At 71.0% G+C, this 13,830-nt stretch carries 10 protein-coding genes and 1 pseudogene; 4 read left to right on the forward strand and 7 right to left on the reverse strand.

Going from position 1 to position 13,830, the window contains the following annotated elements:
• The first annotated feature begins 150 nt into the window (after positions 1–150).
• The 3 genes from V1227_RS11795 (at position 151) to V1227_RS11805 (ending at position 3,878) form a co-directional block, all read left to right on the forward strand.
• Complete coding sequence (locus V1227_RS11795; protein WP_329792554.1) at positions 151–1,074, forward strand: ACP S-malonyltransferase; 924 nt, start codon at positions 151–153, stop codon at positions 1,072–1,074.
• Between the two features lie 187 nt (positions 1,075–1,261).
• Complete coding sequence (locus tag V1227_RS11800; protein WP_329792555.1) at positions 1,262–2,602, forward strand: glycosyltransferase; 1,341 nt, start codon at positions 1,262–1,264, stop codon at positions 2,600–2,602.
• Between the two features lie 133 nt (positions 2,603–2,735).
• Positions 2,736–3,878, forward strand: a complete 1,143-nt coding sequence (locus tag V1227_RS11805; protein WP_329794005.1) for a hypothetical protein — start codon at positions 2,736–2,738, stop codon at positions 3,876–3,878.
• Positions 3,879–3,983: 105 nt separating this feature from the next.
• On the opposite strand, the gene V1227_RS11810 is transcribed toward V1227_RS11805, so the two are convergent.
• Positions 3,984–5,465 carry a multicopper oxidase family protein gene (locus V1227_RS11810; protein WP_329792556.1) on the reverse strand — a complete coding sequence of 494 codons (1,482 nt, stop codon included), beginning with the start codon at positions 5,463–5,465 and terminating at the stop codon, positions 3,984–3,986.
• Positions 5,466–5,506: 41 nt separating this feature from the next.
• Here V1227_RS11810 and V1227_RS11815 point away from each other — a divergent pair, with 41 nt between their 5' ends.
• Positions 5,507–5,890 (forward strand): hypothetical protein, encoded by a 384-nt coding sequence (locus tag V1227_RS11815; protein WP_329792557.1) that lies wholly within the window; start codon positions 5,507–5,509, stop codon positions 5,888–5,890.
• Positions 5,891–6,052: 162 nt separating this feature from the next.
• Here the strand turns inward: V1227_RS11815 and V1227_RS11820 are convergent, their stop codons facing one another.
• The 6 genes and pseudogenes from V1227_RS11820 to V1227_RS40635 all read right to left on the reverse strand — a co-directional run bounded on the left by V1227_RS11820 (position 6,053) and on the right by V1227_RS40635 (position 13,353).
• Positions 6,053–6,958 carry a nuclear transport factor 2 family protein gene (locus tag V1227_RS11820; RefSeq protein ID WP_329792558.1) on the reverse strand — a complete coding sequence of 302 codons (906 nt, stop codon included), beginning with the start codon at positions 6,956–6,958 and terminating at the stop codon, positions 6,053–6,055.
• A 111-nt stretch (positions 6,959–7,069) separates the two neighbouring features.
• On the reverse strand, positions 7,070–8,104 hold the full coding sequence (locus tag V1227_RS11825) for a zinc-binding dehydrogenase (RefSeq protein ID WP_329792559.1): 1,035 nt from the start codon (positions 8,102–8,104) through the stop codon (positions 7,070–7,072).
• Positions 8,101–10,362 (reverse strand): SDR family NAD(P)-dependent oxidoreductase, encoded by a 2,262-nt coding sequence (locus tag V1227_RS11830; protein WP_329792560.1) that lies wholly within the window; start codon positions 10,360–10,362, stop codon positions 8,101–8,103. The genes V1227_RS11825 and V1227_RS11830 overlap by 4 nt, the downstream gene beginning before the upstream one ends.
• Positions 10,363–10,399: 37 nt before the next feature.
• Positions 10,400–11,086, reverse strand: a complete 687-nt coding sequence (locus V1227_RS11835; RefSeq protein ID WP_236225011.1) for an O-methyltransferase — start codon at positions 11,084–11,086, stop codon at positions 10,400–10,402.
• Positions 11,083–11,847, reverse strand: coding sequence for an L-tyrosine 3-hydroxylase (locus V1227_RS11840; protein ID WP_329794006.1), 765 nt, complete (start codon positions 11,845–11,847; stop codon positions 11,083–11,085). Before V1227_RS11840 ends, V1227_RS11835 begins: the two co-directional genes overlap by 4 nt.
• Positions 11,844–13,353 (reverse strand): annotated as a pseudogene (locus V1227_RS40635) (HAL/PAL/TAL family ammonia-lyase). Before V1227_RS40635 ends, V1227_RS11840 begins: the two are co-directional and overlap by 4 nt.
• Positions 13,354–13,830 lie beyond the last annotated feature (477 nt).

The following is a 13,830-nucleotide window of genomic DNA, read 5'->3' on the forward strand; positions in this document are numbered from 1 at the left end:
CTGCTCACCGAAGAGTCTGATCTCCCGCCGTGGACAGATCACCGGCGCGCAGGACGGACGACCACGCCGTTCCACAGGGCGGAATGGCGCCTTGTTGACCACCGGCGGGGCCGCGATATTTCGGGCACAGCACACCGACGAGGGAGTTTTGTGAACACGCAAAGCGCCGACCCGGTTTTCCTCTTCGCCGGCCACGGCGGTTATCTCCCGGGTGGCCTGCACGAGTTCGCGGACGACTTCGCGGGACTGCCCGCCGTGCTGGAGCGGATCACCGCAGCGTCCAGGGCCGCGGGCGGACCCGAGGTGGCCGAGTTGCTCACCGACCGCACAGCGCCGACGCTGGAAAGCCTGGTCGAGGACAACCCCGGCAGGCTCCACCTGGCGATCTTCGCGACCGAGATCTGCCTGTACGACTTCTACACCCGTTGCTGCGGCCTGTCGCCCGCCGTTCTGGTGGGCCACAGCCTCGGCGAGTTCGCCGCTCTCGTGGCCTCCGGATGTGTTTCGCTCGAAGACGCGGTCCGGCTGATCATCGCGCGCGACGAGGCACTGCGCGGAGCAGGTCTGCCGGGCGGCGGCATGGTCGCGCTGCGCACCGACAGACGACACGTCGACGAGCTGCTCACCGGGCTCGCCGATCGGCGGACCGTGCTCGCCGTCGACAACAGCACCGAGCAGGTCGTCGTCTCCGGCCCGGCGGAACCGCTGCAACGCCTGGAACACCTCGCCGCGGCGGCGGGCATCGAGACGACCCGGCTGCACGTGTCCTATCCGTTCCACAACGCGCTGCTCGACGAGGCCGCAGCCCGGTTCTCCGCCGTGGTGGACACGGTCACCTGTGCCGCACCGAGCATCCCGGTCCACTCCCCTGTGCTGGGGCGGCGGGTCGTGCGTCCGGCGGATGTCCGCGAAGTGCTGGCATGTCACCTCGTGCGCCCGGTCGCGTTCCTGGACTCCCTGCTGACGCTCGGAGCCGAGGGGCACCACACCTACCTCGAGTGCAGCGTCAGATCCGTGCTGATGAAACTCGTGCGAGCTGCCCGCGGCGACGCACCCGCGATCGTCCCTGCTTGAGCAGGCCGGCGATCCGGGTTCCTCCGACCGAGCCGGTGACCCGCGGGTCGTCACGCCTGCGCGTCCAGGTCCGCGCACATCACCTCCCCGGCACTGTCGTGTCCTTCGCGGACACCCACTTCCCACGTCGCTGGTCCTGTTCTGGTGACCGATCTTCTCTTCGAGATTCTCTTCTGGAGGTCAACGCATGACGCGCGTGGTCATGGCAGCGATTCCCTTTCCCGGACACGTGAACCCGCTGCGCCCCATCGCCGCCCACCTGGTGGCCCGGGGTCACGACGTCACCTTCGTCACCGGCACCAACCTGCGCGACGCGGTCCTCAGCACGGGTGCCACCTTCCACCCGCTCAAGGGGCACGCCGACTACGACGGCCCGAACGTGTACCAAACCGTCCCGGAACTCGTCGCCGCCGCACCGGGGGTCGAGCAGATCGCCGTCTACCTCACCGAGGTGCTGGCCAAGCCCATGCGGGAGCAGCACGAGGCCGTCCAGGAAGTTCTCGCCCGGCAACCGGACACGCCCACGGTCGTGCTGCACGAGATGTACTTCAACGGGCTGTGGCCGATCCAACTGGGCGCACCGGGCATCCGGCCCGCGCGGGTACTCGGCCTCGGCGTCACGGTGCTTCCCCTGTACAGCGTGGACACGGCGCCTTTCGGCATGGGGCTGCTGCCCGACGCGTCACCGGCCGGACGGGAGCGCAACGCCCGGCTCAACGCGGAGGTGCGCGAGGCGTTCTCCGCCGCGCAACGCCTCGCGGAGCAGCTGGTCCGCGACTGCGGCGGCACCGGCACGCTGCCCTCCTACTTCGACGCCCAGGTCGTGGTGCCCGACGAATGCCTGCACCTGTGCATCCCCTCCCTGGAGTACCCGCGCAGCGACCTCCCCGACTCGGTTCGCTTCGTGGGCGTGCCGTGGGAGGCGGACCACCAGGACGTGCCGCTGCCGCAGTGGTGGGATGACGTGCTCAACGCCGAAAAGGTGGTTCTCGTCTCGCAGGGCACCGTCAGCAATGACGACTACTCCGAGCTGATGCTGCCCACGATCGAGGCCCTGGCCGGCCAGGACTGCCTCGTGATCGCCACGACCGGCGGCCGGCCGGTGAGCGACCTCGGAGCCCTTCCGGACAACGTGCGTGCCGCGGAGTACATCCCGTACACGCAGCTGCTCCCGCATGTCGACGTGTTCGTCAGCAACGGCGGGTTCGGCGGGATGCAGATGGCCCTCAGCCGTGGTGTGCCCCTCGTCCTGGCGGGCGAGACCGAGGAGAAGAAGGACTCCAGTGCGCACGCCGCGTGGACCGGCGCGGCCATCAACCTCGCGACAGGCAGGCCGCGCGCCTCCGACATCGGTGCGGCGGTGAGCAAGGTGCTGGGTGACGACAGCTACCGCGCCGCCGCGCAACGGCTGCAAGCGGAGTACGCGGAGTACGACGCGCTTCGCACCATCACCGACATCGTCGAAAGCGCGGGCGAAACCCCGGTGTCGCAAGGAAGCGGCGCGGTCGGCGACCTCCTCCACTCCTGAGGCGCGGGACTCGGGAAACGTCCTCGCAGAACCGGCGCGACAGGTGGGGCCGCCTCGCGGAGCACAAGGCCGGGGTGGTTCCACGACTTCGACAGAGCGCCTCTCCCACCACTCGGCAGAACGGCATGTGAAGATGCACATCTCGCGCACCAGCGAGCGTCAGCGGCGGAACCTGCTGGCGGAACTGCTTTCCGACGACAAGAAGCTGATCACGGCGTTGGAGACGACTCTCACCGAGAGCGACGTCGCGGGCAACGTCGAGAACTTCGTCGGCGCCGTACCGGTCCCCCTCGGGCTTTGCGGTCCCGTGCTGGTGAACGGACAACACGCCGTGGGCGAGTTCGTGGTGCCCATGGCAACGCTGGAGGGCACCCTGGTGGCCTCGTACAGCCGCGGTGCGAAGATGCTCAAGGCGTCGGGAGGCTGCGAAGTCGTCGTGACGGCCGACCGCTTCCTGCGGGGCATCCACTACCGCGTGAACAGCCTCCGCGAAGCGCAGGACCTCGTGATGTGGTGCCGAACCCAGGAACAGGTGCTTCTCGCCGTGGCGGAGAGCACCAGCGGTCATCTGCGTGCGCAACGGTTCCACTACGAGCACGTCGGCTCCACCGTGCTGGTTTCAGTGGAGTTCACCACCGGTGACGCGATGGGCAGCAACATGGCGAGCAAAGCGATAGCCGCGGTTTCGGAGCACATCGTCCGGCACAGCGGCATCGAGTTGGAGGAGTTCCTGCCGTACCCGGAGGACAAGAAGCCCATCCCGGCACGCCTCAAGGGCAAGGCGGTGACCGCCCGGGCGGTTCTCCCGGCGGACGTCGTGGCCTCTCAGGGGCGGACGGACGTGCTGCGGCTGGACCGGTACGTCCAGGCCTACCGGAGCACGCTCGCGCTGCACGGCAGCTCCTCGCTCAACATCCACGTCGCCAACGGCATGGCCGGCCTGTTCCAGGCTTTCGGGCAGGACATGGCCTACCTGGGCGAGTGCGCCAAGGGAATCGTGGACTCCCGCGTGACGAGCAACGGCGACCTGGAGATCTCCCTGACGCTGCCCACGCTCATCGTGGGAACGGTCGGTGGCGGGACAGGCCTCCCGGCCTTCCAGGCGACGCTGGGCATGGTCGGCTGCGCCGGCACCGGCAAGGTGGCCAAGCTCGCCGAGATCATCGCCGCCGTGTTGCTGGCGGGCGAGATCGGGTGCGCGGTCGCCCAGTGCGCGAGTGAGTTCATCTCCGCGCACGAGTCCCTTGGACGCAACCGTCCGGACGAGTCGGACTGAGCTTCCACGCCCGGTCTCGGTTTGTCCGGCCGTCGGTGTGTTCCACAGAGGTCTGCGGGCGTGGGTGGTGACCGGCTTCGCGGTCACCACCCACGCCCGGCCCCCTCATCGCTTCGGCACGACTTCGAACTGGCCCATCATCGAGTGGGTCGCGTGGTCGAGGAAGTGGCAGTGGAAGGGGTACCGGCCGAGGTGGGAGTCGAACGTCGCCTGGATGCGGACCACGTCGCCGGGGAACAGGCGGACGGTGTCCTTCGGGTAGGAGTCGTGGGCCGGCTCGGGCTTGCCGTTGCGGTCGAGGACCCTGAACTGCACGAGGTGCAGGTGCAGCGTGTGCTGGATGCCGAGAGCGGCGTCGTCGTTCACGATCTCCCAGATCTCGGTCGAGCCGTGCTCGATCGTCGCGTCCACGCGGTCCGGGTCGAACCCCTGGTCGTTGATGACGAACTGGCCCTTCGCGAGATCGAGGCGCAGGACGAACCGCCGGGTTTTCGTGACCCGGCCTCGCAGCACGTTGTTCGCCGGCCATCCCGGGATCTGTCCCCGCACCAGCGGGACCCGCCCGCGGGACCAGCTGGGGATGGCGATCTCCGGCTTGGCCCACGAACCCCCGTCGCCGACCCGGAACTGCAGGATGTCGCGCTTGTTCTCGGACAGGGCCGCCGCGTTCTCCAGCGCGATGGCGGTGCCCGGCGGAACCGACCGGAAGTCCACCAGGACCTCGGCACGCTCCGCCGGCCAGACGTCGATCTCCTGCCGCACCGCGGGCACGCGCAGGAAACCGCCGTCGGACGCGATCTGCAGGAACGGCGCTCCGGTGGAGAGCCGGAACTTGAACATCTCGAGGTTCGAGCCGTTGATCAGCCTGAGGCGGTACAGCTTCCGCTTGACCTCGAAGTAGGGCTGCGGCCGTCCGTTGACGAGCACCGTCGGCCGGTTCAGGAAGTCGTCCGGCACGAAGACGAGCTGGCCCCCGCTGTCGAACTTGGCGTCCCGGAGCATCAGGGGAACGTCGAATTCGCCAGTGGGCAGCGGAAGCAGCTCGTCCACGGGATCCGACAGCAGGTACGCGCCGGAAAGGCCGCGGTAGACCCGTTCGCCTTCGAAGTGGTGCGTGTGGTCGTGGTACCAGAGCGTCGCGGCCCGCTGGTCGTTCGGATACCGGTACTCCCTGGACTGGCCGGGTGCGATCGGGTCCATCGGATGCCCGTCGCTCGACGCCGGGACGTCAGCGCCGTGCAGGTGGACGGTCGCAGGGCCGGACAGGCCGTTGAACTGCCTGACCACCACGGCGCGACCACGCCGGGCGCGGAGGGTCGGACCGGGGAAGCTCCCGTTGAAGGTCAGGGTCTTGGTCCGGATACCGGGGAGGACCTCGAGCTCGGTCTCCGCGATCCGCATGTCGTAGAAGTCGGCGTCCGCCGTGCTCCGCGTGGGCTTCAGCACCGGGGGGATCGACAACGGCAGCGAGAAGGGCGGCACCCCCGGCGGGTCGTCAGAGAACGCGGACGCCAGCTGCTTCGTCGGGAAGACCAGGGCCGCGCCGACGACGGAACCGAGTTTGATCGCATCTCTTCTGTTCAGCACGTCGATCACCTTCAGGGAGTCGGGGAGCGAACCGCGGGTGCATGGCGACCGCGGCCAGCAGGGAGAGCACGAACGAGTACTGCAAGACGGTGGTCGCCGCGGACATCGTGTTGCCGCGTGAGATCGCGTTGCCGACGGTGAGCCCCGCCAGGGGGATCGTCATCGAGGCGCTGAGGACGGCCGACGTCGCCGCGAAGACCAGCACAGCGGTGATCCGCCTCGCCGCCGCCCACCGCCGGGTGGTGGCGGCGGCCAGCACCACGCTCGCCATCGTCACGTGCGCGGCGAGCATCGTGATGCCGGCGAAGTTGGGGACGGCGCTCGCCACGATGGCCGGGGGCGGGGTGAGAGACCCACCTGTTCCGGCGTGGTGCCCGGCACCGGCCGGGAGGTGGGACAGCGGCCGCGGCCTCACGTCCAAATAGGACGACCAGTCCCGGATCTGCCAGGCCACGACCGCCGCGAGGGCGATCGCGAGCACAACCAGTGGAGTCGTGGGCCAGCTGCGGCCCGATGACGACGAGGACGCGGGCCGGATTGCGATTTCGTCCTGCATAGAGCCGCCTTTCCCGCCCGCGTCCCTCGGATCAGTACATCGTGTTGGGGTTGGCCGACGTCGGCGGAGTGGGCTCGATGACCACCCAGTGCTCCAGCAGTTTTCCGTCTCGGACGCGGTACAGGTCGGCGCCGACGCCGTTGTCCATGTCGAAGAGGTTCTCCAGGTGGACGAAGACGGCGACCAGGTCTCCCTCCGCGACGACGGTCTTCACGTTGGCGCGGTAGTCCGGCCGCGCGGCGAACGCGTCGTGGATGAACTGCTGCAGCGCTCCGGTTCCGTTCGGGACGTCCGGGAAGTGCTGGTAGTAGGTGTTGTCCCCGATGTAGCGGTCGAGCGCCTCGAGGCGGAGCTCGTCATCGGGCTGGTTGACGATCTCGGCGAAGGCGGCTCGAGCCACGTGCGCGCTCTCGGCGTCCGTGGCGAACGGCAGCGACTTGGAGATCTTCGGCGAGCTGAGCGTGGAGAACATGTCGTTGCCGGTGCCCGCCGGCCGGACGGCCTCGTTGACCTCCCAGTGCTCGGCGATCCTGCCCCGGTCCAGGCGGAAGAGGTTGATCTTGGCGACACCCGCGTCGCCGGCCTTCCCGACGAAGTGGCTGTGCACCACGACCAGGTCGTTCTGGGCGATGGTCCGCTTCACGGTGAACTTGAGGCCGGGGTTCTGGCTCCGCAGGCCCGCGTGGTACGCGCGGAACGCGTCCCGGCCGTCGGCGATCGCGGGGTAGTGCTGGACGAGGTCGGGGCGCACCACCCTGTCGAGGTGGCCGAGGTCCCCGCGGTTCAGCGCGGTGTAGAAACCGAGGACGACCGCCCTGTTCGCCCTTTCCTTCGGGCTGGCGATCGACTCGAACGCACCCTGCGGGTGGTGGGCCGGTGCGGCGGTGACGGCCGGGCTGAGGGCGGCGATCACGGTGGCGGACAGGATGAGCGGCACGACCACACGTGAGCGGATTCGGGCTCGGTAGGTCCTTGTCGGCATCTGGCTTCTCGCTTCCTGCGATTGTCGAAAACCTGACTGCGCTTGGCAAAGGCAGCTTTCGGCGCGTTAGGGCCGCACGAGCACCTTGGTGGCCGTGCGCGCGGCCATCACCTCGTAGCCGGACACGATGTCGTCCAGTGCCACCTCCTTCTCGAAGATGGAACCGGGGGCGAGCGTGCCGGCCAGTACCCGTTCGACGAGATCGGGGAGGTAGGCGCGGGCCGGTGTGAGCCCGCCGGCGAGGGTGATGCCGCGGAAGAACACCGGCGTCACGTCGCCGATCGGCGGGCTGCCCATCACGCAGACGGTGCCGCCGGTCCGGCACACAGCGAAAGCCGTGTTCTGGGTCTGGGGACCGCCACCGCACTCCACCACCACATCGGCGCCACGCCCTTGTGTGGCTGCGCGGACGAAATCGATGGACTCGGCAGCGCTTTCGGGTCCTCGGGCCAGGAAGGTGTCGGTCGCGCCGAACTCTCGGCCCTTGCCCAACCGCGCCTCGTGCCTGCCCACGAGGATGATCCTGTCGGCGCCCGCCTCCCGGGCCGCGAGCGCGGCGCACATCCCGACCGGACCGTCACCGAGGACGGCGACCGACGAGCCCGGCGCGACCCGGCCCGTCCGGACGGCGTGCAAGCCGGTCGCCATCGTGTCGGTGAGGGCGAGGAGCGAGGACAGCCGTTCGTCGTTCTCGTCCACCGGCACCGCCACGAGGTTGGCGTCGGCGAAGGGGACGCGGACCGCTTCGGCCTGTGCGCCGTCACCGTCCACACCGAACATGCCGCCCGCGGCGCAGGCGCTGGGCAGACCGGCCTGACATGCGGCGCAGGTCCCGTCGGCGAAGTTGAACGGCGCGACGACCATCATCCCGGGGCGGAGCGTGGAGACCTCGGTGCCTACGTCCTCGACCACGCCGACGAACTCGTGCCCGCAGCGAGGCCCGGTGACCGGACCGGGAAGCCCGTTGTAGCCGTGCAGATCCGTGCCGCAGATCCCGGCGACGACAACGCGGACGACCGCGTCGCCGGGTGCCTGGAGCACCGCGTCCGGGACTGCTTCCACGGTCAACTCGTGCTTTCCGTGCAGGATTGCAGCCTTCATGAGGACACCTCTCGTCGGCCCGATCTGATCGATTCCGGCTCCCCCGGTTCGACGGACGGCAGCAGCCGCAGTCGTGGCAGCACGTCCTCCGTCCGGACGCACCCGCCCGCCGCGTGGTCCGCCGCGCCCGTGACGACGGAGACCAGCGCGGCCGCCGAGTCCTCGGCGGCGGTGAAACGCCCGGACAGCCGGGCCTTCACCGTCCACGCCAGGATGTCGTCCTCCCAGCGGTTCCCCGTCCGGCCGCGGTCCAGGTGGGACCGGGTCATCCCGGCGTCGACCAGGCCCGGGTCGAACGCCACCGCCACCCGCGCGGAGTCGGCCAGCTCGCCGGCCAGGCTCGCGGTCACCGAGATCAACCCCGCTTTGGTGGCGGCATAGGCGCTGGCGTGCGGCCAGCCGACCACACCCGCCCGGCTCACCACGTTCACCACGCGTCCGGTGAGCGAGGGCAGCACCGCCCGCGTCACCCGCACCGCTCCGAAGAGCCCGACCTCGAAGGCCCGCAGCCATTCCGCCTCGTCCACGGTCCACAAGGGACCGATCGGGCCACCGACACCCGCGTTGTTCACCAGCACGTCGACGCCACCCAGCTCGGCCACGACCTGCTCGACCCCGCGGGTCACCGAATCCTCGTCCGTCACGTCGAGGCGCACCCAGGTCGCGGTTCCACCGGCTCGCCGGATTCCGTCGACGGTCTCCGCCAGGGCGTCCCGGTGGCGGCCGGCGACGGCGACGGACAGCCCGGCGGCGGCCAGCGCCTCCGCGAACGTCCGTCCCAGCCCACGTCCGCCGCCGGTGACCAGCACCCGCAGCGCCGGGGGCCGCATCCGCTTGCCGGTCGAGGAGCGCGGGATCTCCCGCACCCGCTCGATGGCCCGCACCCGTTTGTGCGGAGAGACGCGGTCCGCGACGTAGGCCGTGATCTCCGCGAGGGGCACCGGCTCGTCCAGCACGACGTAGGCCTTCGGGATCTCCCCCGCGACCAGGTCGGGCACGCCCGCGACGCAGGCCTCGGCCACCGCGGGGTGGCTCGTGACCACTTCCTCCAGCTCGACCGGGGACACCTGGTGCCCCTTGTACTTGATCAGCGCCTTCGCCCGGCCGGTGATCCGCAGGAAGCCGTGCGCGTCGCGGCTCACCAGGTCGCCGGTGCGCAGCCAGCCGTCCGCGTCCGCCGCCCCGCGGGCGATCTGCGGTCCGCGCAGCCACAACTCGCCCGACTCCGCGTCCGCGCCGCCGGTGAACCGCACCTCGGTGCCCGGGACGAGCACGCCGGTGGAGCCGGGCGGAACCCGGACTCCGTCCGGGCTGAAGCTCACGCACCCCGCCTCGGTCATCCCGAACCCCTGCACCACCGGGACGCCCAGGACCGCGGCGCAGCGGTCGGCGTCCACCGAGGGCAGCGGCGCGCCACCCGAGACGACCAGTCGCAGCGACGGCAGCGGCTCCCCGGCCGCGCCGAGCTCGGTCACCACGCTGGGCACCAGGTACGCCAGCGACACGCCGTCCTCGGTGACGTCGCGGGTGAAGTCGGCGGCCGAGAACGGGGTCGCGCCGATGACCAGGGTGGCGCCCGCCCGCAGCGCCGGGTTCATCGCCATCTGCATCCCGTAGACGTGCCGCAGCGGCGGCACCGACAGGACGACGTCGTCGCCGCGCACCCGGTGCAGGTGGGCGATCTGCCCGAGGTTGGCGGTCAGGTTGCGGTGCGACACCGCCACGAGCTGCGGTGTGCCCAGCGTGCCGCTGGAGCTCATCAGCACCGCCGTCCGGTCACCCCCGCGCGGAGACAGCGGCAACGGTGGCGTGGCCACCGCCTCGTCCCACGGAGTGCCGTTCGACGTGAGAGCGCCGACGCAGACGGTCGGCAGCGACACCTCCGGCGGTCCGAGGGCCGTCTCCGCGATCAGTGCCTTCGCCCCGGTGCCGTCGATCGCGGCGCGCCACCGCTCGGCGGTGTCCCGCGGGTCGAGCGCGAGCACCACCGCGCCGGCCGCGAGGATCCCGTGGTAGGCGACCACGAACTCGGCGCTGTTCTCGGTCAGCACCAGCACGGTGTCGTCGTCGCCGACCCCCGACCCGCGCAACCAGGCCGCGAGCCCGGCGACGGCCGCGCGCAGCCGCCCGTACGTCCATTCGACACGCCCACCCCGGGAGCGGTCCACCACCGCGACCCGGTCGTCGTCCGGGGCGCCCGGCCGCAGGACGTAGTCGCCGAGGTGCGCGTCGGCGGGCACCTCCCAGGCCGCCGTCACGGCCGCACCGGCACTTCAGCGGCTTCCCGTCCGGCCCTCACCGCTCCCCCGGGCCCTTCTTGCGGGCCAGGGTGAGCCCGTCCGCGACGGTCAGCAGGACCGACTCGACGCGGTCGTCGTTGCGGACGTGTTCGTTGAACTCGCGGATGGCGCGGGCGTTGCCCTCGGCGTCGGGTGAAGCGGCCTCGCCGGCGTAGAGCACGTTGTCGGCCACGATCAGGCCGTTGGGGCGCAGCCGGGGCACGAGCTCTTCCCAGTAGGTGCGGTAGCCGACCTTGTCGGCGTCGAGGAAGGCCAGGTCGACGAACGGCTCTTCCGGAAGGCCCCGCAGGGTGTCGGCGGCGGGCCCGAACCGCTGCTCCACCCGCTCGGCGACACCGGCCCGGTTCCAGGCGGCGGTGGCGATCCCGGCCCAGCGGTCGGTCACGTCACAGGTGATCACCCGGCCGGCCGGACCCACACCCTCGGCCAGCGCGAGCGTCGAGTACCCGGTGAACGTGCCCACCTCGACGGCCACGCGGGCGCCGGTCAGCCGGGCCAGCAGCGTGAGCAGCGCCCCCTGTTCCGGAGGTACCTGCATCTCGGCCACCTGGCCGAGGGCGAGCGTGGCGTCGATCAGTTCGCGCTGGACGTCGGTGAACGGCGGGAGCTGACCCCGGACGTACTCGAGCACCTGCGGGGTGAGCAGCACCGCCTTGTCGGGCTGTTCCGCTGTTGTCGTCATGCGTTGGCTCCATCCGCGAGAGCCGCCTCGGCGATCGGGACGAGGCGGCCGATGTACACCGGCAGGTCGGTCTGGAAGTGGTTCACCGCGTCGCGGTCGTAGATCGCGTGCACCGGCCGCTCCGCCAGGTCCGCCAGCAGCGCCGCCACCCGCGCCCGCAGCGCCGCGGTGAAGACGTGCGCGCAGACCGGGGCCCGGTCGACGAGGAAGAAGTCGTCGAGCAGCGCCTGCTCGTCCTCGGTGGGCGCCTGGTGGGCGTCCCGCCCGGCATCGCGCAGCAGCGACCCGCCGACCGGCACGAGCCGGGCGGCGACCGTCATGTGCACGAGGCGGTTGAACTTCACCGCCTCCTTCAGCGCCGAACCGGGGGCGGGTCGCGCTCCGGCGAGCAGCGCGGCGGCGTGGCGGTGGTCGCGCGCCCACGTCCCGCTCATCGCCGGGTGCCGCGCCGCCATCCGGGGCCGGATGACCGAGTGGTAGACCTCGGGGCGGCAGCTGCCCGAGTAGAGCAGCAGTGCCGAGTAGGTGTCGTGCAGGACGGCGGCCTCGTCTAGGTCACCGCGGCCGAGAGCGGCCGAGAGCAGCCGCCACACGCAGAAGGCGCCGTGGTGGCCCAGCAACCAGCGGTACCAGGCGATCTCCGCCTCGCTGTCGAACGGCGGGCCGACGGCCCCGTCGGGTTCACCGGGGTGCCAGCCACACGGGGCGAGCGGGTCCTGCGGTAACGGGACGGTGAGCCTGGGCAGCGGCGGAGCGATCACGACAGCACCTCCGCGACGTGCTCGTCCAGCACATCGGCGGCCGCGCGGATGTCCTCGTCGAGCGGACGGTCGTGGGTGATCGGCGCCACCCGCTCGGCCAGCGCCGCGATGAGGTCGGCACAGTGCGGCGCGGTCGGTTCGCGGTCGCCGATGTGGGCGGCTTGGCGCACCGCGACGCCGAGGCAGCCGTGCAGCAGCCGCAGGAGACGAGCCTGCTCGTAGGCGGTCAGCGCGGCTTGGGTGCCGAAGGGGACGACGTCCTGGTTGTGCAGGTTGGTGGGAATGCTCTGCATCGCCGCGGGCGTGCACGCCCGGCGCATCGCCACGACGACCGACGTCGCCAGCACCTGCAAGCCCTGGATGGCGTGCTGCTTGCCCGGCTCGGCCGCGAGCATCGGGGGCCGCCCGCCGTTGCGGCCGGGGTCCACCAGCAGGTCGACCTGCCGCTCGGCGAGGTTGCCGACCTGGGTCACCGCCGAGGACAGCAGGTCGGCGGCGAAGGCGGCGGGCTGGCCGAAGAAGTTCCCCGTGCGCGACGAGGTCTTCGTCCGGGAAGAACAGCGGGTTGTCGCTGACCCCGCGGAGGTCGTCGGCGACGGTCCGGGCCGACCACCCGGCCGCCGACCGGGCGGCGCCGAGCAGCTGCGGCACGCACCGGATGCTGTAGGGCTCCTGCAGCGGCCTCCCCGTCACCGGCGTCGTTCCCCCGAGCCACCACGACAGCTCACGGCCGACCGCCGCGGCCTCGGGATGACCGAACGCCTCGAGCAGGGACGGCGCCAGGAACGCGGGCGTCGCACCGAGCAGGTCGGCCAGTGCCGCCGTCAGCGCGGCAGCGACCTTGAGGGAACGTTGCGCCGACAGCACGGCGAGACCGGCGGCCGCTGTCGTCACCGACGTCCCGTTGACCAGTGCCAACGCGTCCCGGCCGTCCAGCTCGAGCGGGGCCAGGCCCGCCGCGCGCAGGGCGTCGCCGGCGGGCATCCGATCGCCGTCGAAGTAGGCGTACCCGTGTCCGCGCAGGCTCTGGACGGCGTGCGCCAGGGGGACGAGGTCTCCGCTGGCTCCGACCGAGCCCCAGGTCGGTATGGCGGGGGCGAAGCCGGTGTCGAGCATCCGGACCAATGCGTCCACTGTGGACAGGGACGCGCCGGACAGGCCGCGGGCCAGGGACCGGGCGCGCACGAGCACCGCCGCGCGGGCGACGGGGACCGGCAGGTCAGGCCCCTGTCCGACGGTGAGGTGCTGCAGCACGTTCTCGCACTGCGCGGTGCTGCTTTCCCGGCCGTCGAAGACGACCAGGGGGCCGAATCCCGTGGTGGCGCCGTAGACCGGGCGTTCGCACTGTTCCAGCGTCGCCTCGACGAAGCGCCTCCCGCGCTCGACGTCCGCCACGACCTGTGCGGACAACGCGATTCGCATCGGCCGGGCCGCGGCCTCCAGGTGGGTCAACTCCACGGGGGCCGAGAGATCGAGGGTGGTGGTCGCGGAATCGATCGGGCTCATCGTGTCATCGCCCCTAGTTCAGCCGAAGTGGGTGTGGAGCTCGTCATCAGCCGCGTCGGGCAGGTCAGCGGCCCATCCGAAGTGGTCGCGCCGGTCACCGGAAGAAGTCGACCTGTCGGCGGTGAGACCGGCGCGCCGACCTGCTCTGTGAGCGCACCAGCGGAATCCGCCACCGTTCGCCGGCCTGCTTTCCCGCCTGGGGAGGCAACCTCGACCTGTCCTCGCAACGATTTGCGCCGCAAGTATGTAGCGGTGGAGCCGCCGTACAAACGAGCATTCCAACTGTCGGAACGATGCCGCCGACGAGGCAGCAATGTCCACAAGAGACAGTCACGGCCAGTCGCCGGTGAATGGTGAGCCGAACCGCCGGCGCTCCACGTGGCGCGGACTCGCGAGTTGGTCAGCAGTGCGCCTGCGGATGTCCGCAGCGCTGCCGCGTGTCCACAGGTCGACCCACCCGCGAGCCCTGGGCGCGGT

This window comes from Lentzea sp. DG1S-22 (assembly GCF_036321065.1).
GTDB lineage: Bacteria > Actinomycetota > Actinomycetes > Mycobacteriales > Pseudonocardiaceae > Lentzea > Lentzea jiangxiensis.